This is a genomic window from Pseudomonas sp. KCJK9016 (genome assembly GCF_046231795.1).
GTDB lineage: Bacteria > Pseudomonadota > Gammaproteobacteria > Pseudomonadales > Pseudomonadaceae > Aquipseudomonas > Aquipseudomonas bananamidigenes.
This window is the reverse complement of record NZ_JBJJMM010000023.1, coordinates 1-21,151: the sequence shown is the minus strand read 5'-3', so window position 1 is coordinate 21,151 and position 21,151 is coordinate 1. Positions and strand designations below refer to the sequence as shown.

Here is a 21,151-nt window from a genome sequence, read left to right as displayed (position 1 = left end):
GGGTTATCCCGTAAGTACTGGCGTAGTGAGTGGCCCTTATGTCGTTGCACCCCGTGCGCCCCAAGATTCTGGGTTTCATCAGCGAAGAAGTTTCGGCCTGGCTGGTCGCGCTGCTGGTATTGCTCGCCGGCGGGATTCTCACGGGGCTGCTGGCCTGGGCCACCCTCAATCAGTTTCACAGCCAGTTGCGTCAGCGTTTTCAGTTGTTGGCCAACGAGCGCTACAGCCGCATCGAAGAACGTTTTCAGGATCAGGAGCAACGCCTCGACGGCCTTCGGCGTTTCTTCGCCAACTCCGAATCGGTGTCCCGTGCCGAATTCGATGGCTACACCCAACCTTTATTGCTGCGTACCCAGGCCTATTCGTTCGCCTTGCGGGTGAGTGGTGCCGAGCGCGCCGCCTTCGAACAACGGGTGCGCGACGAAGGCCTGAGCACGTTCAGCGTGCGTGAACTCAATGCCCGCGGCGAGCTGCAACTGGCCGCCGCCCGGGATGAATACGTCGTGGTGGTCTACAGCCAGACCCAGAGCCGCCTCGGTTCCCCACTGGGGTATGACTTGCTGGCCCAGCCGCTGCGCCGCTCGACTCTGGAGCGTGCCGATCAACTGGGCGGGCTGGCGGTTTCACAACCGATGCATCTGGTCAGTATCGAACCGGCCTATGCGCGTGGTGTATTGCTGGTGGCGCCGGTGCGGCGCGAGGGGGAACCCAAATCCTTCGGTTATGTGATGGCGGTGATCAGCATGCGCCAGTTGCTGGCCGACGGGCTGCCGGACGCCCTGCATGATTACCTTTCGGTGCGCATCCTCGATCTGTCGACCAGCGATCAGCACGAGGTACTGTTCGAGTCGAGCAATAATCCGGCCCCCAGCGATCTGTCGACCACGCGGCTGGTGCGCATGGCCGACCATGACTATCAGGTCGATATCTCGCCCAGCGAAGCCTTTCTACAGGCCAACCATTCGTCGGTCGGCAGCGTGGTCATACTTGGCGGTCTGCTCAGCCTGTTGCTCAGTGCGCTGCTGTATGTGCTGGTCAGTCAGCGCCAGCGGGCCTTGCGCCTGGTCGAGTTGCGTACTCAGGAGCTGCACGAGCGCGAACAGGAACTGCGCGGCACCCACGGCCAGTTGCGCGGGGTGCTCAACGCGGCAACACAAGTGGCGATCATTGCCACTGACCTGCGCGGTGTCATCAGCACCTTCAACCCAGGCGCGGAGCAAATGCTCGGTTACCGCAGTGCCGAAGTCGTCGGTCACATGACTCTGGAAAACCTGCATTTCCCCCGGGAACTGATCACCCGGGCGGCGGAACTGAGCACCCGTTACGGCAAGAGCATCCCGACCTGCCAGGCCATGCTGGTGGAGGGTGGGGAAGTTGGCGGGCATGAGGCGCGTGAGTGGACGCTGGTGCGCAAGGATGGCAGTCATCTGCCGGTCAACATGCTGGCCACGCCGGTGCTGGACGAGCAGGGGCTGTGGGTCGGGCACCTGGCGATCTGCATCGATATCACCGAGCGCAAGCGCGTCCATGAAGCGCTGGCGGCGCGGGATGTCCTGCTGAAGAAACTCAGTGCCCACGTTCCCGGCGGCATCTACCAGTTCAAAATGGAATTCGACGGGCGCTTCAGCGTGATCTACGCCAGCGACGGCATCCGCGAGATCTACGAGCTGGAACCCGACGTGCTGTTGCTCAATGCCGAATCCATCTTTACCCGGATTCATCCGCAGGATGTCAGCCGCGTGCGCAAGTCGATCCGTGCCTCGGCGGACAACCTCAGCCCGTGGCGTGAAGAGTACCGCGTGCAATTGCCCGAGCGCGGTCTGCGCTGGGTACGCGGCGAAGCGACCCCCGAGGAACTGCCGGGCGGTGGCGTGTTGTGGCATGGCTACATCTCGGACATCTCCGACCTCAAGCGCGTGGAGGAAGAACTGCGCGCACTGTCGGTGACCGATGCCCTGACCGGTATCCACAACCGGCGCTATTTCCAGGAGCGCCTGACCACCGAAATGGCCCGGGTCGAGCGCGGTGGCGGTGAACTGTCGGTGATCATGCTCGATATCGACCATTTCAAACGGATCAACGATCAGTTCGGGCATGCTGTCGGTGACCGGGTATTGCAAGCCGTTTGCGAGCGGATCGGTCATCGCCTGCGGCGAACGGATGTGTTCTGCCGCCTGGGCGGTGAAGAATTCATGGTGCTGTGTCCGGACATCGATGGCGATCACGCGTACATGCTGGCCGTGGAACTATGGCAAGGCCTGCGCGGGGCGCCGGTGGATGTGGTCGGTGTGGTGACGGCCAGTTTCGGGATTGCCAGCTGGCGGCCGGGGGAGGGTGCCGATTCGTTGTTGCTGCGGGCGGATTCGGGCGTCTACGCGGCGAAGCAGGCCGGGCGGGATCGGGTCGAGCGGCAGATGAACTGATCCGGTTTGCCGCTGACCGCCTGTGGGAGCGAGCCTGCTCGCTCCCACAGGTTCGGGCGGTGGTTACAGAACCGAAGCAGTCTGCGGCAGTTTCGGCTGCTTGTAGAGATCCAGCAGCACCTGATCCAGCACCGATGATGCACCGAACGGCGCCTTGTCATTGAGGATCGCCACCACCGCCCAGGTGTTGCCGTTGACGTCGCGGCTGAAACCGGCGATAGCGCGCACGGTGTTCAGGGTGCCGGTCTTGACGTGGGCCTCGCCGCGCACGGCGGTGGTTTTCAGGCGCTTGCGCATGGTGCCGTCCATGCCGGCGATCGGCAGCGAACTGATGTACTCGGCCGCGTAAGGGCTGTGCCACGCAGCTTGCAGCATGGCAGCCATTTCCCGGGCGCTGACCCGTTCGGCACGGGACAGGCCGGAACCGTTCTCCATCACCAGATGCGGCGCGGTGATGCCTTTCCTCGCCAGCCACTGACGCACTACACGCTGCCCGGCCTTGGCGTCATCGCCGTCGGCCTCGTTGCGGTATTTCTGGCCGAGGCTCAGGAACAACTGCTGGGCCATGGTGTTGTTACTGTATTTGTTGATGTCACGGATGATTTCCGCCAGATCCGGCGAGAACGCGCGGGCCAGCACTTTGGCGCCACTCGGTGTCGGCGCCAGACGATCCTTGCCCTGGATGCTGCCGCCCAGCTCCTTCCAGATCGCCCGCACGGCGCCAGCGGTGTAGGTTGCGTGGTCGAGCAGAGACAGATAAGTCTGGGAGCTGCAGCCTTCACCCAATTGACCGGCAACGGTCACGGTCACGCTGCCATCGGCCTGCGTCACCGGGTTGTAGCGCACGCCACCGGTGCATTGCTTGGAGTTGAGCGCCTTGACGGTGTTCTCGATCTTGATGCTGGCGATTGGCGGTTCCACCGAAACCAGCACCCGGCCATTGTCGTTGCGGGCCACGAAGCGCAGGGCCTTGAGGTTGACCAGCAGCGAGTCCGGCTTGACCAGGAACGGCTTGTTTTCGTCGTTGCCGTCATCGTTGAATTCAGGCAGCTGCGGTTGAATGAAGAAGCTGCGGTCCAGCACCAGGTCGCCGGTGACCTGGGTTACGCCGTTGGCGCGCAGGTCGCGCATCAGCAGCCAGAGTTTTTCCATGTTCAGCTTCGGATCGCCGCCACCTTTGAGGTAGAGGTTGCCGTTGAGAATGCCGCCGCTCAGGTCGCCGTCGGTGTAGAACTCGGTTTTCCACTGATGGTTGGGGCCGAGCATTTCCAGCGCCGCATAAGTGGTCACCAGTTTCATGGTCGAGGCCGGGTTGACCGATACGTCGGCGTTGTACACGGTCGGGGTGCCCGGGCCTTCCAGCGGCAGCATCACCAGCGACAAGGCGCTGGGCTGCAGTTTGCTGGCCTTCAGGGCTTTTTCGACATTGGGCGTCAGGGATGTGTTGAGGGTAGCGGCGGAGACGGGCAGGGCCAGAGGCAAAATAAGGCCGGCCAGGAAAAGAGGACGCAACGATTTGATCATATGAAATAAAACCCTGCAGTCGAGGGGAAAAAAGATGAGGACATGGATGAAAAGGCCCTCAGTGGTCATGAAAGTGTCGGCATTATGCCCCAAGGTGTAACGGCTTGTGCCTTTCCCGAAGCGGCCAACGGGTTATTTTTTTACGGGTGGTCGCACGCTCGTCCCGGATAGGCAGGCAATCGCCGGCTTAAACTGGTAAAGTGCCGGCCGTTATTTATTGAGAGGATTGTTCCAATGGCGACTAACCGTTCCCAGCGTCTGCGCAAAAAACTGTGCGTCGATGAATTCCAGGAGCTGGGTTTCGAACTGAACCTGGACTTCAAAGAAGATCTGTCCGAAGAAGCCATTGATGCTTTCCTCGAAGCCTTCATCAAAGCTCTGGACGCCAACGGTCTGGGCTATGTCGGCGGCGAAGGCTTCGGTCTGGTTTGCCTGCAGAAGCGTGGCTCGGTTACCGAAGAGCAGCGCGCTGCCGTGGAAGCCTGGCTGAAAACCCGCACCGAGCTGACCAATACTGAAATCAGCCCGCTGCTGGACGTGTGGTACCCGGAAAAGCCGATCAACAAGGCTTGATTCCGACATGAAGAACGGCGACCCGAGGGTCGCCGTTTTTTTATGCCTTGCGCCAGTTCAGGATCAGCAAGGTCAACACCCCCGCGACAATCCCCCAGAAGGCCGAACCGATGGAAAACAGCGTCAGCCCCGATGCCGTGACCATGAAGGTGATCAGCGCCGCTTCCCGTTCCTTCACTTCAGTCATGGCAATGCTCAAGCCGTTGATGATCGAGCCGAACAGCGCCAGCGCGGCAATCGACAGCACCAGTTCCTTGGGCAGCGCGGCGAACAGCGCCGCCAGCGTGGCGCCGAACACCCCGGCGATCCCGTAGAAAATCCCGCACCACACCGCTGCGGTGTAGCGTTTGTTGCGATCCTCGTGAGCATGGGGGCCGGTGCAGATTGCCGCACTGATCGCCGCCAGATTGATGCCATGGGAGCCGAACGGCGCCAGCAGCAGCGAAGCGATTCCGGTGGTGGTGATCAGCGGCGAGGCCGGCACGTTGTAGCCGTCGGCACGCAGCACGGCGACGCCCGGCATGTTCTGCGAGGTCATCGCCACCACGAACAACGGAACACCGATGCTGATGGTCGCGGCAAGCGAGAAGTGCGGTGTCGTCCAGACCGGTGTCGCCACTTCCAGGTGAAAACCGCTGAAGTCCAGCAGCCCCATGAAGCCCGAAAGCGCAGTACCGATCAGCAGCGCGGCGAGCACGGCGTAGCGTGGTGTCAGGCGTTTGACCAGCAGGTAAGTGAAGAACATCCCCAGTACCAGGCCGGTACGATGTTGCGCCGCAACGAAGATTTCGCTGCCGATCTTGAACAGAATCCCTGCCAGCAACGCGGCGGCTAGGGAAGCCGGGATCTTTTTCACCAGCCGTTCGAAGCTGCCGGTCAGGCCGCAGATCGTCACCAGCAACGCGCAGGTGATGTAGGCGCCGATGGCTTCGCCATAGGTCACGCCGCCGAGACTGGTGATCAGCAAGGCCGCGCCGGGTGTCGACCAGGCGATGGTGATCGGCGTGCGATAACGCAGGGAAAGACCGATCGAACACACCGCCATGCCGATGGAGATCGCCCAGATCCACGAAGAAATCTGCCCGCTGCTCAGGCCCGCCGCCTGGCCGGCCTGGAACATCAGCACCAGCGAACTGGTGTAGCCGGTCATCATCGCGATGAATCCGGCGACGATGGCGGAGGGCGATGTGTCCGCGAAGGGGCGCAGTCGGGTGTGGGTGATTTCGTTCATGACAGCGGCGTTCCTTGTTCAAGCCACGGATTTCGGGTTTAAGCCTAAACTCAAACGTAACGATGCGTTGCAATACAGCCGAAGTCACAAACAGCCGTACAGTCGTGTTGCCACCTTCCATTGTGTACAATCGCGCTGTTTTTTACGCGATACTTGCCAGCGACCCACTGTGCCGTATTACAGTCACGGTCAATTCGCCGCAGTTCTTCCGACTCGAGTGCCCATGAACGAACAGTTGCAACCCCTCAAGAAACAACCGCGAGCAGGCAAAGCCGGCCGCAGCGGAACCCAGGACGATATTGTCTATGCGCATATCTTCGAGGCCATCCTCGAACAGCGCCTGGCGCCCGGTACAAAGTTGAGCGAAGAAGCGCTGGGGGAAATTTTTGGGGTCAGCCGCACCATCATTCGCCGAGCGCTCTCGCGTCTGGCTCACGAAGGCGTGGTGCTTTTGCGGCCGAACCGTGGCGCGGTGGTGGCGAGCCCGAGCGTCGAAGAGGCGCGTCAGGTGTTCCTCGCCCGGCGTCTGGTGGAACGCGCGATCACCGAGCTGGCGGTGCAACACGCCACCGCCGAACAGATCGCCGAACTGCGGCAGATGGTCAACGACGAACGTGACAGTTTCTCCCGTGGTGATCGCGGCGCCGGCATCCGTCTCTCGGGCGAATTCCACCTGAAACTGGCCGAAGCGGCGAAGAATGCGCCTCTGATCAGCTTCCAGCGCAGCCTGGTTTCGCAGACCTCGCTGATCATTGCCCAATATGAAAGCGGCAACCGTTCACACTGTTCCTATGACGAACACACCCAGTTGATCGACGCCATCGAAGCGCGCAACGGCGAACTGGCGGTGGACCTGATGATGCACCACATGGATCACATCGACAGCAAGCTCAACCTCGATGAGGAAAGCGCTTCGGATGATCTGCACGCAGTGTTCTCGCACCTGTTGCAGACCCGGAAGCCGGGGCGTCCGGCGGCCAAGCTCTAACTGGCACCGAGTCGCGGCATTCGCGGGCAGGCCCGCTCCCACATTTGAAATGCATTCCTCTGTGGGAGCGGGCTTGCCCGCGAAGACTTTCTGACAGGCAATAAAAATCCCCCGGAGCTGAACGCCACCGGGGGATTTTTTTGTCTGCGGAAAACTCAGCGCTGATGCACCAGCGCGCCCGCTGCATAGGTCTGGGCAACCGTGCGGTCATCGCCCAGTGTCATCAGCACGAACAACGTCTCGGCAATGTTGTTGGCCTGCTTCAGGCGATAGCTCAGCAGCGGCGTGGCGTTGTAGTCCAGCACCAGGAAGTCGGCGTCGGAGCCCGGTTGCAGGTTGCCGATCTTGTCTTCCAGACGCAGTGCCCGGGCGCCGCCGAGGGTGGCCAGGTACAGCGACTTGAACGGGCTCAGGCGCGCGCCTTGCAGCTGCATCACCTTGTAGGCTTCGTTCAGGGTCTGCAGCAGCGAGAAACTGGTGCCGCCGCCCACATCCGTGCCAAGACCGACGTTCAGCTTGTGCTTCTCGGCCATCGGCAGGTTGAACAGGCCGCTGCCGAGGAAGAAATTCGAGGTCGGGCAGAACGAGATTGCCGAACCGGTTTGCGCCAGGCGGGCGCATTCGTCGTCGCACAGGTGCACGCCATGGGCGAACACCGAGCGCTCGCCGAGCAACTGGTAGTGATCGTAGACGTCGAGGTAACCCTTGCGCTCCGGGAACAGTTCCTTGACCCACTCGATTTCCTTGAGGTTCTCGCTGATGTGGGTCTGCATGTACAGATCCGGGTATTCAGTGAGCAATTGACCGGCGAGGGTCAGTTGTTCCGGGGTGCTGGTCGGGGCGAAGCGCGGGGTCACGGCGTAGTGCAGACGCCCCTTGCCGTGCCAGCGCTCGATCAGTGCCTTGCTGTCGACGTAGCTGGATTCAGCGGTATCGGTCAGGTAGTCCGGCGCGTTGCGGTCCATCATCACCTTGCCGGCGATCATGCGCAGGTCGAGTTTCTCGGCCGCTTCGAAGAACGAGTTCACCGACTGCGGGTGCACGCTGCCGAACACCAGGGCGGTGGTGGTGCCGTTGCGCAGCAGTTCCTTGATGAAGATGTCCGCCACTTCATCGGCGTGGGCCTTGTCGCCGAACTGGCTTTCGCACGGGAAAGTGTAGGTGTTCAGCCAGTCCAGCAGTTGCTCGCCGTAGGCGCCGACCATGCCGGTCTGCGGCAGGTGAATGTGGGTATCGATGAAGCCCGGGGTGATCAGCGCATCCTTGTGATGAACAATCTCGATGTCCGCCGGCAGGGTCGGCAGCAGTTCGCTGGCGTGGCCGAGGGCGCTGATCTTGCCGCCATCGACCACCAGCAGGCCGTCCTCGAAATACTCGTAGGAGGCTTCGATGCCGACCTCGGCGGGGTCGGCGATGCTGTGCAGGATGGCGGCGCGGTAGGCTTTGCGAGTCAGAGGCATGAGATTTCTCTAATCAGTTTGAGGCTTTGAGTGTGGCGGCCTGACTGCGGCGCGAAACCGGCAGCAGTTTGGCAATCGGTTCGGCGCTGGCGGTGTGCTGGCCGAAATTGGCGTTATAGGTGGCGATGATTTCGCCGGCGATGGAGATGGCGATTTCCACAGGCAACTTGCCTTTGACTTCGCTGATGCCCATCGGGCAGCGCATGCGTTGCACGACACTGGCGTCGAAACCACGGTCACGCAGGCGGTGTTCGAACTTGGCGCGCTTGGTTTTCGAGCCGATCAGGCCGAACCAGGTGAAGTCGTTGCGCTTGAGGATCGCGGCGGTGAGTTCCAGGTCCAGCTGATGGTTGTGGGTCATGACGATGCAGTAGCTGCCGGCGGGCAGGTCGTCGACTTCGTCCACCGGTTCCTCGGCGACGATCTTGCGCACGCCGTGGGGAATCTGTGCGGGAAATTCCTCTTCCCGGGAATCGATCCAACGTACCCGGCACGGCAGACTGGCGAGCAAGGGAACCAGTGCGCGACCGACATGACCGGCGCCGAACACGGCGATCTGCGCCTGCACCTGGCCCATCGGCTCGAACAGCAATACCGTGGCGCCGCCGCAGCACTGGCCGAGGCTGGCGCCGAGGCTGAAGCGCTCCAGGTGGGTGTCCTGCCTGCCGCTGGCGAGCATCTCGCGGGCGATCTGCATGGCTTTGTATTCCAGGTGCCCGCCACCGATGGTGTCGAACGTCTGGCGGGCGCTGACGACCATTTTCGAGCCGGCATTGCGCGGCGTCGAGCCGAGCTCTTCGATGATGGTCACCAGAACGCAGGGTTCGCCCTGGTTCTGCAGGTCGGCGAGGGCGTCGATCCAGTTGTACATAGTTCACCCCTACAACGTCGTTGTCTGTTCGGGCCTCTTCGCGAGCAGGCTCGCTCCCACAGGGAAATGCATTCCAAATGTGGGAGCGAGTCTGCTCGCGATGGCCGCGCCTCTGTCCTAGAGTGGAGCCAGCTCGGTTTCAGCCTCGACGGCCTTGACCGCCTTGAGCTGACGCATCTGCTCGCACCCCCACAGCACCCGCTCCGGGGTCGCCGGCGCGTCGATCTTCGGTTGGTGCTTGTAGTCGCCAAGGCTGGCCACCGCATCCTTGATCGCACACCACGCGGCGATGCCGAGCATGAACGGCGGCTCACCCACAGCCTTGGAGTGGAACACTGTGTCTTCCGGGTTCTTGCGGTTTTCCACCAGCTTCACCCGCAAATCCAGCGGCATGTCTGCCACGGCCGGGATCTTGTAGCTGGCCGGGCCGTTGGTCATCAGCTTGCCCTTGTTGTTCCACACCAGTTCTTCCATGGTCAGCCAGCCCATGCCCTGGACGAAGCCGCCCTCGACCTGGCCGATATCGATGGCCGGGTTCAGCGAGGCGCCGACGTCGTGCAGGATGTCGGTGCGCAGCATCTTGTATTCGCCGGTCAGGGTGTCGACGATCACTTCGCAACACGCCGCACCGAAGGCGAAGTAGTAGAACGGCCGGCCACGGGCCTGGCTGCGGTCGTAGTAGATTTTCGGGGTCTTGTAGAACCCGGTGCTCGACAGCGAGACCTGATTGAAATACGCCAGCTGGATCAGCGCTTCGAAGGTCATGATGTGGTCGCGAACGCGGACATGACCATTGTGGAACTCCACGTCTTCTTCGCTGACCTTGTAGTGCCGCGCGGCGAATTCGACGAGACGTTTCTTGATGGTTTCCGCTGCGTTCTGCGCGGCCTTGCCGTTGAGGTCGGCACCGCTGGACGCCGCTGTCGGTGAGGTGTTCGGCACCTTGTCGGTGTTGGTCGCGGTGATCTGCACGCGGTCCATTTCCACCTGGAACACTTCGGCCACGACCTGCGCGACTTTGGTATTCAGGCCCTGACCCATTTCCGTGCCGCCGTGGTTCAGGTGAATGCTGCCGTCGGTGTAGACGTGCACCAGGGCGCCGGCCTGGTTGAGGAAGCTGGCGGTGAAGGAAATGCCGAATTTCACCGGGGTCAGCGCCAGGCCTTTTTTCAGGATCGGGCTGTTGGCGTTGTAGCGACGGATCGCTTCGCGGCGCTCGGCGTACTGGCTGCTTTCTTCCAGCTCGGCGGTCATTTCCTCGAGCATGTTGTGCTCGACGGTCTGGTAGTAATGGGTGACATTGCGCTCGGTCTTGCCATAGTAGTTGGCCTTGCGCACGGCCAGCGGATCGAGATTCAGATAGCGGGCGATCGCGTCCATCACTTCTTCGATCGCGACCATCCCTTGCGGGCCGCCGAAACCACGATACGCAGTGTTCGACGCAGTGTTGGTCTTGCAACGGTGACCGTTGATAGTGGCGTCGCCGAGGTAGTACGAGTTGTCCGAGTGAAACATGGCCCGGTCGACGATAGAAGCCGACAGGTCAGGCGAGCAGCCACAGTTGCCGGCCAGATCCATCGCAATCCCGTGCAGGCGCCCGGTGCTGTCGAAACCGACGTCGTACTCGACATAGAACGGGTGACGCTTGCCGGTCATCAGCATGTCTTCGACCCGTGGCAGACGCATCTTGGTCGGCTGGCCGGTGAGGTGCGCGACCACGGCGCACAGGCACGCCGGGCTCGCGGCCTGGGTTTCCTTGCCGCCGAAACCACCGCCCATGCGGCGCATGTCGACGACGATCTTGTTCATCGACACGTCAAGAACTTCGGCCACCAGTTTCTGCACTTCGGTGGGGTTCTGGGTCGAGCAGTAGACGATCATGCCGCCGTCTTCAGTCGGCATCACCGAGGAGATCTGCGTCTCCAGGTAGAAGTGTTCCTGTCCGCCGATGTGCAGCGTGCCTTGCAGGCGATGTTCAGCCGTAGCCAGCGCATTGGTCGAGTCGCCACGCTGATGGGTGTGGCTTTCAAGCACGAAGTGGCGCTTGCGCAGGGCTTCGACCACGTCCAGCACCGGTTCCAGGTCTTCGTATTCGATGATCGCGGCCATGGCGGCCTTGCGTGCGGTTTCCAGATCCCTGGCCGCCACGGCCAGTACCGGCTGACCGACGAACTGCACGTCATCGATGGCCAGCAGCGGGTCGCCGGGCAGCAGCGGGCCGATGTCTTTCAGACCCGGCACGTCTTCGTGGGTGATGGCGATGCGTACGCCTTCGAAGGCGTAGCAGGGTTTGGTGTCGATGCTGATGATTTTCGCGTGGGCGCGATCCGACAGCCGTGCGTAAACGTGCAGCTGATTGGGGAATTCCAGGCGGTCATCGATGTACTGCGCTTCACCGGACACATGCTTGGCGGCGCTGTCGTGCTTGACGCTGCGGCCGACGCCGGTGGTCAGGTCCCTGGCGAACAGTTCAGCCAGTTCAGCTTGTGTTTTCTCTACGCCGTGATGGTTAGACATAAGCGGTCACCCGAGTCTCGATGTGCGGTGTTTGCAGTTCGATGAAGTATTTGCGCAGCAGGTTCTGCGCGCTGAGCAGGCGGTATTCCTTGCTGGCGCGGAAGTCCGAGAGCGGGGTGAAGTCCTCGCCCAGCGCGGTGCAGGCACGCTCGATAACGGCGTTATTGAACGGCTGACCGAGCAGCACGGCTTCACAGTGTGCGGCGCGTTTCGGGATCGCGGCCATGCCGCCGAAGGCGACGCGGGCATCGGTGATCACACCGTTCTCGATGCGCAGGTTGAACGCGGCGCAAACGGCGGAGATGTCATCGTCCAGGCGCTTGGAGACTTTATAGGCTCGGAAACGCTGCTCGGCAGTGGCACGAGGGACGATGATTTTCTCGATGAACTCGCTTTCCTGGCGTGCGGTGACCCGGTAATCGATGAAGTAATCTTCCAGGTTCAACGTACGGCGGGTTTCGCCCTTGCGCAGGACGATCTGCGCGCCGAGGGCGATCAGCAGCGGTGGCGAGTCCCCGATCGGCGAAGCGTTGCCGATGTTGCCGCCCAGGGTGCCCTGGTTGCGGATCTGCAGCGAGGCGAAGCGATGCAGCAGTTCACCGAAGTCCGGGTACTCGGCATTCAACGCTTCATAGCAGTCGGAAAGGGCAGTGGCCGCGCCGATTTCGAGGCGATCATCAAAACGCTCGATGCGCTTCATTTCGGCGACATTGCCGACGTAGATCATCACCGGCAGGGTGCGGTGGAACTGCGTGACTTCCAGCGCCAGATCGGTGCCGCCGGCCAGCAACCGGGCTTGTGGATAGGCGTCGTAGAGGTCGGCTAGATCGGCCACGGTCAGCGGCACCAGGCAGCGTTTGTCGCCGCTGTTGAGTTCGCCGATATCGCTCGGGGCAATGGCTTTGAGGCGAGCGATGGTTTGCGCTTCCCGGGTGTCGAACTGGTCCGGTTGCTTGCCGCAGCAGGCTTGTTCGGCGGCAGCCAGAATCGGCCGGTAGCCGGTGCAGCGGCAGAGGTTGCCGGCCAGCGCTTCGTGGGCCTTGGCATGATCCGGTGCATCGCTGTTCTTTTGCAGGGCGAACAGCGACATCACGAAGCCGGGGGTGCAGAAACCGCACTGCGAGCCGTGGCACTCGACCATGGCTTTCTGCACGCTATGCAATTCGCCCTTGTGCTTGAGGTCTTCGACGCTGATCAGTTGCTTGCCGTGCAGCGACGAAACGAACGTCAGGCAGGAGTTGAGGCTGCGATAGCGAATATGCTCGCGGCCGTCGTCATCCGTCTGCAACTCGCCGACCACCACCGTACAGGCGCCGCAGTCTCCGCTGGCGCAGCCTTCTTTGGTGCCGGGTTTGCCCACGTGTTCACGCAGGTAGTTGAGCACAGTCAGGTTCGGGTCCAGGGCGTGCTCGCTACGGAGTTCCTGGTTGAGTAAAAACTGGATCACGGAAGGCCTCGCAGACTCATTATTGTTGTTAAGCGACTTGAGCCGAATTTAGCAGGTCTGACTTTTCGGTCAATGGTTTTCTGACTTAAAGGTCAGGAAAAGACGTTTTGTCGCTTTACAACCGTTCTCTTCAGTATTGACCCACATGGGATCAAGCGCTTTTTTGCGGGATTCGTGCCAAAAACCGCTGTGCGGGCACTCCGCCATGAACGCGCATTGCGCTACACTGCGCCGCTTGTGCAGATCGAAGAGTTTGAAGGACAACCATGACGTTCAAGGCGCCGGACAGCCTCGCCGAGCAAATCGCTCACCACCTCGCCGAACGGATCATTCGCGGCGAAATGAAGCCGGGAGAACGCATCCAGGAACAGAAGGTCACGCTGGCGCTGAACGTCAGCCGCGGCTCGGTTCGCGAAGCCTTGCTGATCCTCGAACGCCGTCATCTGATCGCGATCCTGCCGCGCCGCGGTGCCCACGTCACCGAGCTGACGGCGCACAAGGTGCAGAGCCTGTGCACGTTGATGAGCGAGCTGTACATCCTGCTCGGCAACGCAGTAGCCAACGGCTGGCAAGTCCAGGCCGACATGGCGCCGTTCGTGCAGATCCAGCAGCGCCTGACTGCCAGCTACGAGCGTCAGGACATCCGCACCTTCGTCGATGACAGCTTCAACGTGATGCGCGCCGCGTATCCGTTCGCCAACAACCCGTACCTGCAGGAAACCGTCGAAAACCTGCAACCGGCCATGAGCCGTGCGTATTTCCTCGCGCTGGAACAGCGCAAGGCCGAGATGAGCGAGTTCCTCGAGCTGTTCGAGCGCTTGCTGGCCGCCGTCCTCGCCCGTGACCTGCCGCAGATCCGCATCGTGCTGACGGCTTACGCCCAGCGCAGCTGCGATCTGGTGGTGTCCGCCCTGACGGTTGCCTGACCTTGCGCCTCAAGTGCATCAAACTGGCGGGGTTCAAATCCTTCGTCGACCCGACCACGGTGAATTTCCCCAGCAACATGGCGGCAGTCGTCGGGCCGAACGGTTGCGGCAAGTCGAACATCATCGACGCCGTACGCTGGGTGATGGGCGAAAGTTCGGCCAAAAACCTGCGTGGCGAGTCGATGACCGACGTCATCTTCAATGGCTCGACCAGCCGCAAACCGGTGAGCCAGGCAAGCATCGAGCTGGTGTTCGACAACTCCGACGGCACGTTGCTGGGCGAGTGGGCGGCATATGCGGAAATTTCGATCCGACGCAAAGTGACCCGCGACAGCCAGACGACTTATTACCTCAACGGCGCCAAATGCCGTCGTCGCGACATCACCGACATTTTCCTCGGCACCGGCCTCGGTCCGCGCAGCTACTCGATCATCGAGCAGGGGATGATCTCCAAGCTCATCGAATCCAAGCCGGAAGACCTGCGCAATTTCATCGAAGAAGCCGCCGGCATCTCCAAGTACAAGGAACGCCGGCGCGAAACGGAAAACCGCATCCGTCGCACCCACGAAAACCTTGCCCGTCTGACCGACCTGCGCGAAGAGCTCGAGCGCCAGCTCGAACGCTTGCACCGTCAGGCCGAGGCGGCCAGGAAGTATCAGGAATTCAAGGCCGAAGAGCGCCAGCTCAAGGCACAACTGTCGGCCTTGCGCTGGCAGGACCTGAACGATCAGGTCGGCCAGCGCGAATCGATCATCGGCAACCAGGAAATCAGCTTCGAAGCGCTGGTCGCCGAGCAACGCAACGCCGACGCGGCGATTGAGCGCCTGCGCGACGGTCACCATGACCTGTCCGAGCGCTTCAATCTGGTGCAGGGGCGCTTCTATTCGGTCGGTGGCGACATTGCCCGGGTCGAACAGAGCATCCAGCACGGCCAGCAGCGCTTGCGCCAATTGCAGGATGATCTGAAGGAAGCCGAACGTGCACGCCTCGAAACCGAATCGCACCTGGGGCACGACCGCACGCTGTTGCTGACCCTCGGTGAAGAACTCGATCAGCTGACTCCCGAGCAGGAAGTCACCAACGCTGCCGCCGAGGAAGCCGCTGCGGCGCTGGAAGATTCCGAATCCGTCATGCATGGCTGGCAGGAACAGTGGGACGCCTTCAACCTGACCGCCGCCGAACCGCGTCGTCAGGCTGAAGTGCAGCAGTCACGCATTCAACAGCTGGAAACCAGCCTGGAGCGTCTGGCCGATCGGCAAAAGCGTCTGGCTGAAGAGCGGGCGTTGCTGTCGGCCGACCCGGAAGACGCGGCGATGATGGAGCTCAGCGAACAACTCGCCGAGTCCGAAGCCACTCTCGAAGATTTGCAGACCAGTGAAGAGGCTCAGGTCGAAAAACTTGAGCAACTGCGCCAGGAGTTGCAGCAGGCGTTGACCGCACAACAACAGGCGCAGGGCGATCTGCAGCGCCTCAACGGTCGCCTCGCGTCCCTCGAAGCCTTGCAACAGGCCGCGCTCGATCCAGGCACCGGCACTGCCGAATGGCTGAAGGAACACAACCTCGCCGAGCGCCCGCGCCTGGCCGAAGGCCTGAAGGTCGAGGCCGGTTGGGAGCTGGCGGTGGAAACCGTGCTCGGCGCCGACCTGCAAGCGGTGCTGGTGGATGATTTCGCTGGTTTCGACCTGTCCGGTTTTGCCCAGGGTGATCTGCGTTTGCTCAGCCCCGGCAACGATGGCGTGCGCGTGGCCGGCAGCCTGCTGGATAAGGTCGAGGCGCTGGTTGATTTGTCACCGTGGCTCGCTCAGGTCAAACCGGTCGACAACCTCGAGCAGGCGCTGGCCCTGCGCGGCCAATTGGGCGCCGGGCAAAGCCTGATCAGCCGCGACGGTTACTGGGTCGGCCGGCATTTCCTGCGGGTGCGCCGTGCCAGCGAAGCCGAAAGCGGCATGCTCGCCCGTGGTCAGGAAATCGAAGCGCTGCATCTGGAGCGCGAAGAACGCGAAGCGACGGTCGAGGCCATGGAAGCCCGTTTGCAAACCTTGCGCGCGCAACAGCGTCAGCAGGAAAACGGCCGCGAACATTTGCGCCGTTTGCTGCAAGACGAAGCCCGTCAGCAGGGTGAACTGAAAGCCCAGTTATCTGCCGGCAAAGCCAAAGCCGAGCAGTTGAACCTGCGTCGTACTCGTCTTGATGAAGAACTGGTCGAGCTCGCCGAGCAGCGCGAGCTGGAGCACGAAAACATCGGCGAAGCGCGGATCCAGTTGCAGGACGCTCTCGACGCCATGGCCCTCGACACCGAACAGCGCGAGTTGCTGCTGGCCCAGCGTGACAGTCTGCGCGAACGCCTCGACCGCGTGCGTCAGGAAGCGCGTCAGCACAAGGATCATGCCCATCAATTGGCCGTGCGCCTCGGCTCGTTGCGTGCGCAGCATGATTCGACACGCCAGGCGCTGGAGCGTCTGGAAATGCAGGCCGAGCGCCTGACTGAAAAACGTGAACAGCTCAGCCTGAATCTGGAGGAGGGCGAGGCGCCGCTGGAAGAGCTGCGCCTCAAACTCGAAGAGTTGCTTGAAAAGCGCATGAGCGTCGACGATGAACTCAAGACCGCCCAGATTGCCCTGGAAGACGCCGACCGCGAACTGCGCGACGCGGAAAAACGCCGGAGCCAGGCCGAGCAGCAATCGCAACTGATCCGTGGCCAGCTCGAACAGCAACGCATGGAATGGCAGGCCCTGACCGTGCGCCGCAAGGCCTTGCAGGATCAACTGCTGGAAGACGGCTACGATTTGCACGGCGTGCTCGAAACCTTGAGCGCCGAGGCCAGTGAGAAGGAGGCCGAAGAAGAACTGGAACGCATCGCCGCACGCATTCAGCGCCTGGGCGCGATCAACCTCGCGGCGATCGATGAATACACGCAACAATCAGAGCGTAAACGTTATCTGGATGCTCAGGACGCCGACCTGGTGGAGGCTCTTGAGACACTCGAGAACGTCATCCGCAAGATCGACAAGGAAACCCGCAATCGTTTCAAAGATACCTTTGATCAGATCAATGGCGGTTTACAGGCGCTTTTCCCGAAAGTTTTCGGTGGCGGGCGCGCGTATTTGGAACTGACGGGCGAAGATCTACTCGATACAGGGGTGACGATCATGGCGCAACCGCCCGGAAAGAAGAACAGCACCATCCATTTGCTTTCCGGCGGCGAAAAGGCCCTGACCGCACTGGCACTGGTTTTTGCGATCTTCAAGTTGAATCCGGCGCCGTTCTGCATGCTCGATGAGGTTGACGCGCCACTGGATGACGCTAACGTTGGACGCTACGCACGATTGGTCAAAGAGATGTCGCAGTCCGTGCAGTTCATCTATATCACCCACAACAAGATCGCCATGGAAATGGCCGACCAGTTGATGGGCGTGACGATGCACGAACCGGGGTGTTCGCGACTGGTGGCCGTGGATGTCGAGGAGGCGATGGCGATGGTGGACGCCTAGCGGCTCAGCTTCGCGCGACGAGCTTCAAGCTGTCAGCTCGAAGCCTGCAACTCGAAGCTTGAACGAAGCGAGCCCACAATTTGCGCGGCGATTTCGACAGACGGTGTAAAGTTGTCTTTGGTCGTGCTAGTTTAATGTCAATTTTTCGTATACGTGGGCAAAACGCCTGTCAGAACATAGAGTTGGCGCCACGTTTTAAAGCGGTTTGCACAATGTAAACCCCTTATTTTTCAGCATTTTTCATAGAGGCACGGGATTACATGGAAATCGGTCTGCGCGAGTGGCTGATCGTCATCGGCATCATTGTGATAGCCGGTATTCTTTTCGATGGCTGGCGCCGTATGCGCGGCGGCAAGGGAAAACTGAAATTCCGTCTTGACCGAAGTCTGTCCAACCTGCCGGACGAGGACACCAGCGCCGAGTTGCTGGGCCCGGCCCGCGTACTGGATACCCATAAAGAGCCGCAGCTGGATGAACACGACCTGCCATCGGTGAGCATGCCGGCCCGCGAACCGCGCGAGCCTCGCGAATCCGGCTCCAAGCGCAGCAAACGTTCCAGCGGCGGTCCGGCCCAGGGTGATTTGAACCTTGATCTGGACCTGGATGGCGGCCCGAGCTTCAGCAGTCGTGACGAAGATTTCGTCGAGCCTGTCGCCAAGTCGTCGCCGGCCGTTGCCGACAAGGATCAGCCACAGGCCGAAGAAGTGCTGGTGATCAGCGTGATCTGCCGCGACCCGGCCGGCTTCAAAGGCCCGGCATTGTTGCAGAACATTCTGGAAAGCGGTCTGCGTTTTGGCGAGATGGACATCTTCCACCGTCACGAAAGCATGGCCGGCAACGGCGAAGTGCTGTTCTCCATGGCCAACGCGGTGAAGCCGGGCATCTTCGATCTGGACGACATCGACCATTTCAGCACGCCGGCGGTGAGCTTCTTCCTCGGTCTGCCAGGTCCACGCCATCCGAAGCAGGCGTTTGACGTGATGGTTGCGGCAGCCCGCAAGCTGTCCCAGGAACTGAATGGCGAATTGAAAGATGACCAGCGCAGCGTCCTGACCGCGCAAACCATCGAGCACTATCGTCAGCGCATCGTCGAATTCGAACGCCGCGCCCTGACCCAGAAGCGTTGATTGAAAAGGTTGCCTCGCGACAAAGAGGCAATCGGCAAACAGATTGAGCAGCCTCGGCTGCTCTTTTGCTTTATGAGAGAACACCCATGACTGCCGCCAAAGACCGCATTCTAGAGCTGCGTGCCGAACTCGATCAGCACAACTACCGTTACCACGTCCTTGATGAGCCGAGCATTCCGGATGCCGAGTACGACCGGTTGTTTCACGAGCTCAAGGCGCTGGAAGCGGCCAATCCGGAGTTGGTCACCAACGATTCGCCGACCCAGCGCGTCGGCAGCGTGGCACTGACCGCGTTCACGCAGGTGCGCCACGAAGTGCCGATGCTCAGCCTCGGCAACGCCTTCGAAGAAACCGACATGCGCGAGTTCGACCGCCGGGTGACCGAGGGCCTGGATCTGCCGGCCGGTGATCTGTTCGGTGGTGGCGCGGCGGTGGAATACAGCTGCGAGCCGAAACTCGACGGCCTGGCAGTCAGCCTGTTGTATCAGGATGGCCTGCTGGTGCGTGGCGCCACACGCGGCGACGGCACCACCGGCGAAGACATCAGCGTCAATGTGCGCACCGTGCGCAACATTCCGTTGAAGCTGCACGGCAGCGGCTGGCCGGCGACGCTGGAAGTGCGCGGCGAAGTGTTCATGTCCAAGGCCGGTTTCGAACGTCTCAATGCGTCGCAACTGGAAGTCGGCGGCAAGACCTTCGCCAACCCGCGGAACGCCGCGGCCGGCAGCCTGCGTCAGCTGGATTCGAAGATCACCGCCAACCGTCCGCTGGAGTTCTGTTGCTACGGCATCGGCCAGGTGTCCCACGACATCGCCGACACCCACATCGGCAACCTCAAGCAACTGCAGGCCTGGGGGATGCCGATCAGTCATGAATTGAAACTGGCCAAAGGCATTGGCGAGTGCCTTGATTACTACCGCGATATCGGTGAGCGCCGGAATGCGCTGGCCTATGAAATCGATGGTGTGGTGTTCAAGGTCAACAGCATTGCCGACCAGCGCGAACTCGGCTTTCGCGCACGCGAACCGCGTTGGGCGATCGCGCACAAGTTCCCGGCCATGGAAGAACTCACCGAGTTGCTCGACGTGGAGTTCCAGGTCGGCCGTACCGGCGCCGTGACCCCGGTGGCACGTCTGAAGCCGGTGAAGGTTGCCGGCGTTACCGTGGCCAACGCCACGCTGCACAACATGGACGAAGTCGCACGACTGGGCCTGATGATTGGCGATACGGTGATCATTCGCCGCGCCGGCGACGTGATTCCACAAGTGGTGCAAGTGGTCATCGAGCGCCGCCCCGAGGACGCACGACCTGTGCAGATTCCCGAAAGCTGCCCGGTGTGCGGCTCTCACGTCGAGCGCACGCAACTGGTCAAGCGCAGCAAGGGCAAGGAAACCATCAGCGAAGGTGCGGTGTATCGCTGTGTAGGCCGACTGGCCTGCGGTGCGCAGCTCAAGCAGGCGATCATTCACTTCGTCTCCCGTCGGGCGATGGACATCGAAGGCCTCGGTGACAAGAGCGTCGAGCAACTGGTCGATGAAGGCCTGGTCAGCTCGCCAGCGGATCTTTATGCGCTGAAGTTCGAAGACATCGTCGACCTGGAAGGCTTTGCCGAGGTGTCGAGCAACAAGTTGCTGGCCGCCATCGAAGACAGCAAGAAGCCGGGTCTGGCGCGATTCATCTATGCGCTGGGCATCCCGGATGTCGGTGAGGAGACCGCCAAGGTGCTGGCACGTTCGCTGGGTTCGCTGGAGCGTGTCCGGCAAGCCTTGCCGCAAGTGCTGACGTACCTGCCGGACATCGGCCTGGAAGTGGCGCACGAGATCCACAGCTTCTTTGAGGATGCGCACAACCAGCAGGTGATCACCGAACTGTTGGGCCACGGTCTGCAGATTCAGGATCAGGGAGAGCTGGGGGCCGAGTTTGCCGCGAGTACCACATTGGGCGGCTTGCTCGACAAGCTGCACATTCCTTCGGTCGGGCCGGGCGGGGCGCAGAAGCTGGCTGACAAGTTCGAAACGCTGGAAGGGGTGATGACCGCCGACTGGTTGGACATGCGTCAGGCATTGCCGGAGAAACAGGCCAACTCGGTTCGGGAGTTTTTCGCCTTGCCTGAGCATCGTCAGCTGGCGGAGTCTGCCGAGCAGCAGTTGCGCGATTTCGGCATGCACTGGCAGAGCGAGAAAAAAGTCGTCGAAGGCCTGCCACTGGCCGGCGAAACCTGGGTACTGACCGGCAAGGTCGAGCTGATGAGCCGTGATGTGGCGAAGGCGCATCTGGAAAGCCTTGGCGCCAAGGTTGCCGGTTCCGTGTCGGCCAAGACCCATTGCGTGGTCGCTGGGCCGGGTGCCGGTTCGAAACTGACCAAAGCCAATGAACTGGGCGTGAAGGTGATGGATGAAGAGGCGTTTGTTGCGTTCCTGAAAGGGCACGGACTGGCAGTCTGATCCTGTGGCGAGGGGGGGGGGTCCCCCCGCTTTTTTGGTTCTTTGCCGCCCCGCCGGCGCGAGATCCCCCCCCCCCACCCCGCCCTCTTCGTCGCGGGGGTTTTCGCCCGGAACCGGTCTGGTTTGGTG

At 61.5% G+C, this 21,151-nt stretch carries 13 protein-coding genes; 7 read left to right on the top strand and 6 right to left on the bottom strand.

Annotation, left to right across the window (positions count from 1 at the left end):
- The first annotated feature begins 38 nt into the window (after positions 1-38).
- Positions 39-2,423: a diguanylate cyclase gene (locus ACK6BI_RS20960; protein WP_409318554.1), complete on the top strand. Its 2,385-nt coding sequence runs from the start codon at positions 39-41 to the stop codon at positions 2,421-2,423.
- A gap of 63 nt (positions 2,424-2,486) precedes the next feature.
- Here ACK6BI_RS20960 and dacB read toward each other — a convergent pair whose 3' ends face one another.
- Positions 2,487-3,947, bottom strand: a complete 1,461-nt coding sequence (dacB, locus tag ACK6BI_RS20955) for a D-alanyl-D-alanine carboxypeptidase/D-alanyl-D-alanine-endopeptidase (protein ID WP_409318553.1) — start codon at positions 3,945-3,947, stop codon at positions 2,487-2,489.
- 234 nt (positions 3,948-4,181) lie between these two features.
- Between dacB and ACK6BI_RS20950 the strand changes: the two genes are divergently transcribed.
- Positions 4,182-4,520, top strand: coding sequence for a YggL family protein (locus tag ACK6BI_RS20950; protein WP_065259729.1), 339 nt, complete (start codon positions 4,182-4,184; stop codon positions 4,518-4,520).
- Between the two features lie 40 nt (positions 4,521-4,560).
- On the opposite strand, the gene ACK6BI_RS20945 is transcribed toward ACK6BI_RS20950, so the two are convergent.
- Positions 4,561-5,751: a benzoate/H(+) symporter BenE family transporter gene (locus ACK6BI_RS20945; protein WP_409318552.1), complete on the bottom strand. Its 1,191-nt coding sequence runs from the start codon at positions 5,749-5,751 to the stop codon at positions 4,561-4,563.
- A gap of 223 nt (positions 5,752-5,974) precedes the next feature.
- Here ACK6BI_RS20945 and ACK6BI_RS20940 point away from each other — a divergent pair, with 223 nt between their 5' ends.
- Positions 5,975-6,739 carry a GntR family transcriptional regulator gene (locus ACK6BI_RS20940; protein WP_065259727.1) on the top strand — a complete coding sequence of 255 codons (765 nt, stop codon included), beginning with the start codon at positions 5,975-5,977 and terminating at the stop codon, positions 6,737-6,739.
- 155 nt (positions 6,740-6,894) lie between these two features.
- On the opposite strand, the gene guaD is transcribed toward ACK6BI_RS20940, so the two are convergent.
- The 4 genes from guaD to xdhA all read right to left on the bottom strand — a co-directional run bounded on the left by guaD (position 6,895) and on the right by xdhA (position 13,034).
- Positions 6,895-8,199 (bottom strand): guanine deaminase, encoded by a 1,305-nt coding sequence (guaD, locus tag ACK6BI_RS20935; protein WP_409318551.1) that lies wholly within the window; start codon positions 8,197-8,199, stop codon positions 6,895-6,897.
- Positions 8,200-8,212: 13 nt separating this feature from the next.
- The gene (gene xdhC, locus ACK6BI_RS20930; protein ID WP_409318550.1) at positions 8,213-9,070 is read right to left on the bottom strand and encodes a xanthine dehydrogenase accessory protein XdhC; all 858 of its coding nucleotides are present in this window, start codon (positions 9,068-9,070) and stop codon (positions 8,213-8,215) included.
- A 117-nt stretch (positions 9,071-9,187) separates the two neighbouring features.
- Positions 9,188-11,587 carry a xanthine dehydrogenase molybdopterin binding subunit gene (gene xdhB / locus ACK6BI_RS20925; protein ID WP_409318549.1) on the bottom strand — a complete coding sequence of 800 codons (2,400 nt, stop codon included), beginning with the start codon at positions 11,585-11,587 and terminating at the stop codon, positions 9,188-9,190.
- Positions 11,580-13,034, bottom strand: coding sequence for a xanthine dehydrogenase small subunit (gene xdhA / locus ACK6BI_RS20920; protein ID WP_409318548.1), 1,455 nt, complete (start codon positions 13,032-13,034; stop codon positions 11,580-11,582). Before xdhA ends, xdhB begins: the two co-directional genes overlap by 8 nt.
- 266 nt (positions 13,035-13,300) lie before the next feature.
- Here xdhA and ACK6BI_RS20915 point away from each other — a divergent pair, with 266 nt between their 5' ends.
- The 4 genes from ACK6BI_RS20915 (at position 13,301) to ligA (ending at position 21,022) form a co-directional block, all read left to right on the top strand.
- Positions 13,301-13,960, top strand: coding sequence for a GntR family transcriptional regulator (locus ACK6BI_RS20915; protein ID WP_065259722.1), 660 nt, complete (start codon positions 13,301-13,303; stop codon positions 13,958-13,960).
- 2 nt (positions 13,961-13,962) lie between these two features.
- Complete coding sequence (smc, locus tag ACK6BI_RS20910; RefSeq protein ID WP_409318547.1) at positions 13,963-17,451, top strand: chromosome segregation protein SMC; 3,489 nt, start codon at positions 13,963-13,965, stop codon at positions 17,449-17,451.
- Positions 17,452-17,711: 260 nt separating this feature from the next.
- On the top strand, positions 17,712-18,578 hold the full coding sequence (zipA, locus tag ACK6BI_RS20905) for a cell division protein ZipA (RefSeq protein WP_260522860.1): 867 nt from the start codon (positions 17,712-17,714) through the stop codon (positions 18,576-18,578).
- An 86-nt stretch (positions 18,579-18,664) separates the two neighbouring features.
- The gene (gene ligA, locus ACK6BI_RS20900) at positions 18,665-21,022 is read left to right on the top strand and encodes an NAD-dependent DNA ligase LigA (RefSeq protein ID WP_409318546.1); all 2,358 of its coding nucleotides are present in this window, start codon (positions 18,665-18,667) and stop codon (positions 21,020-21,022) included.
- The last annotated feature ends 129 nt before the right edge of the window (positions 21,023-21,151 follow it).

Bases quoted from the DNA above. Each gene is read 5' to 3' on its own strand.
- guaD (WP_409318551.1), bottom strand. From the start codon at position 8,199: ATGCCTCTGACTCGCAAAGCCTACCGCGCCGCCATCCTGCACAGCATC.
- dacB (WP_409318553.1), bottom strand. From the start codon at position 3,947: ATGATCAAATCGTTGCGTCCTCTTTTCCTGGCCGGCCTTATTTTGCCT.
- ACK6BI_RS20915 (WP_065259722.1), top strand. From the start codon at position 13,301: ATGACGTTCAAGGCGCCGGACAGCCTCGCCGAGCAAATCGCTCACCAC.
- ligA (WP_409318546.1), top strand. From the start codon at position 18,665: ATGACTGCCGCCAAAGACCGCATTCTAGAGCTGCGTGCCGAACTCGAT.
- ACK6BI_RS20950 (WP_065259729.1), top strand. From the start codon at position 4,182: ATGGCGACTAACCGTTCCCAGCGTCTGCGCAAAAAACTGTGCGTCGAT.
- ACK6BI_RS20960 (WP_409318554.1), top strand. From the start codon at position 39: ATGTCGTTGCACCCCGTGCGCCCCAAGATTCTGGGTTTCATCAGCGAA.
- xdhB (WP_409318549.1), bottom strand. From the start codon at position 11,587: ATGTCTAACCATCACGGCGTAGAGAAAACACAAGCTGAACTGGCTGAA.
- ACK6BI_RS20945 (WP_409318552.1), bottom strand. From the start codon at position 5,751: ATGAACGAAATCACCCACACCCGACTGCGCCCCTTCGCGGACACATCG.
- zipA (WP_260522860.1), top strand. From the start codon at position 17,712: ATGGAAATCGGTCTGCGCGAGTGGCTGATCGTCATCGGCATCATTGTG.
- ACK6BI_RS20940 (WP_065259727.1), top strand. From the start codon at position 5,975: ATGAACGAACAGTTGCAACCCCTCAAGAAACAACCGCGAGCAGGCAAA.
- xdhC (WP_409318550.1), bottom strand. From the start codon at position 9,070: ATGTACAACTGGATCGACGCCCTCGCCGACCTGCAGAACCAGGGCGAA.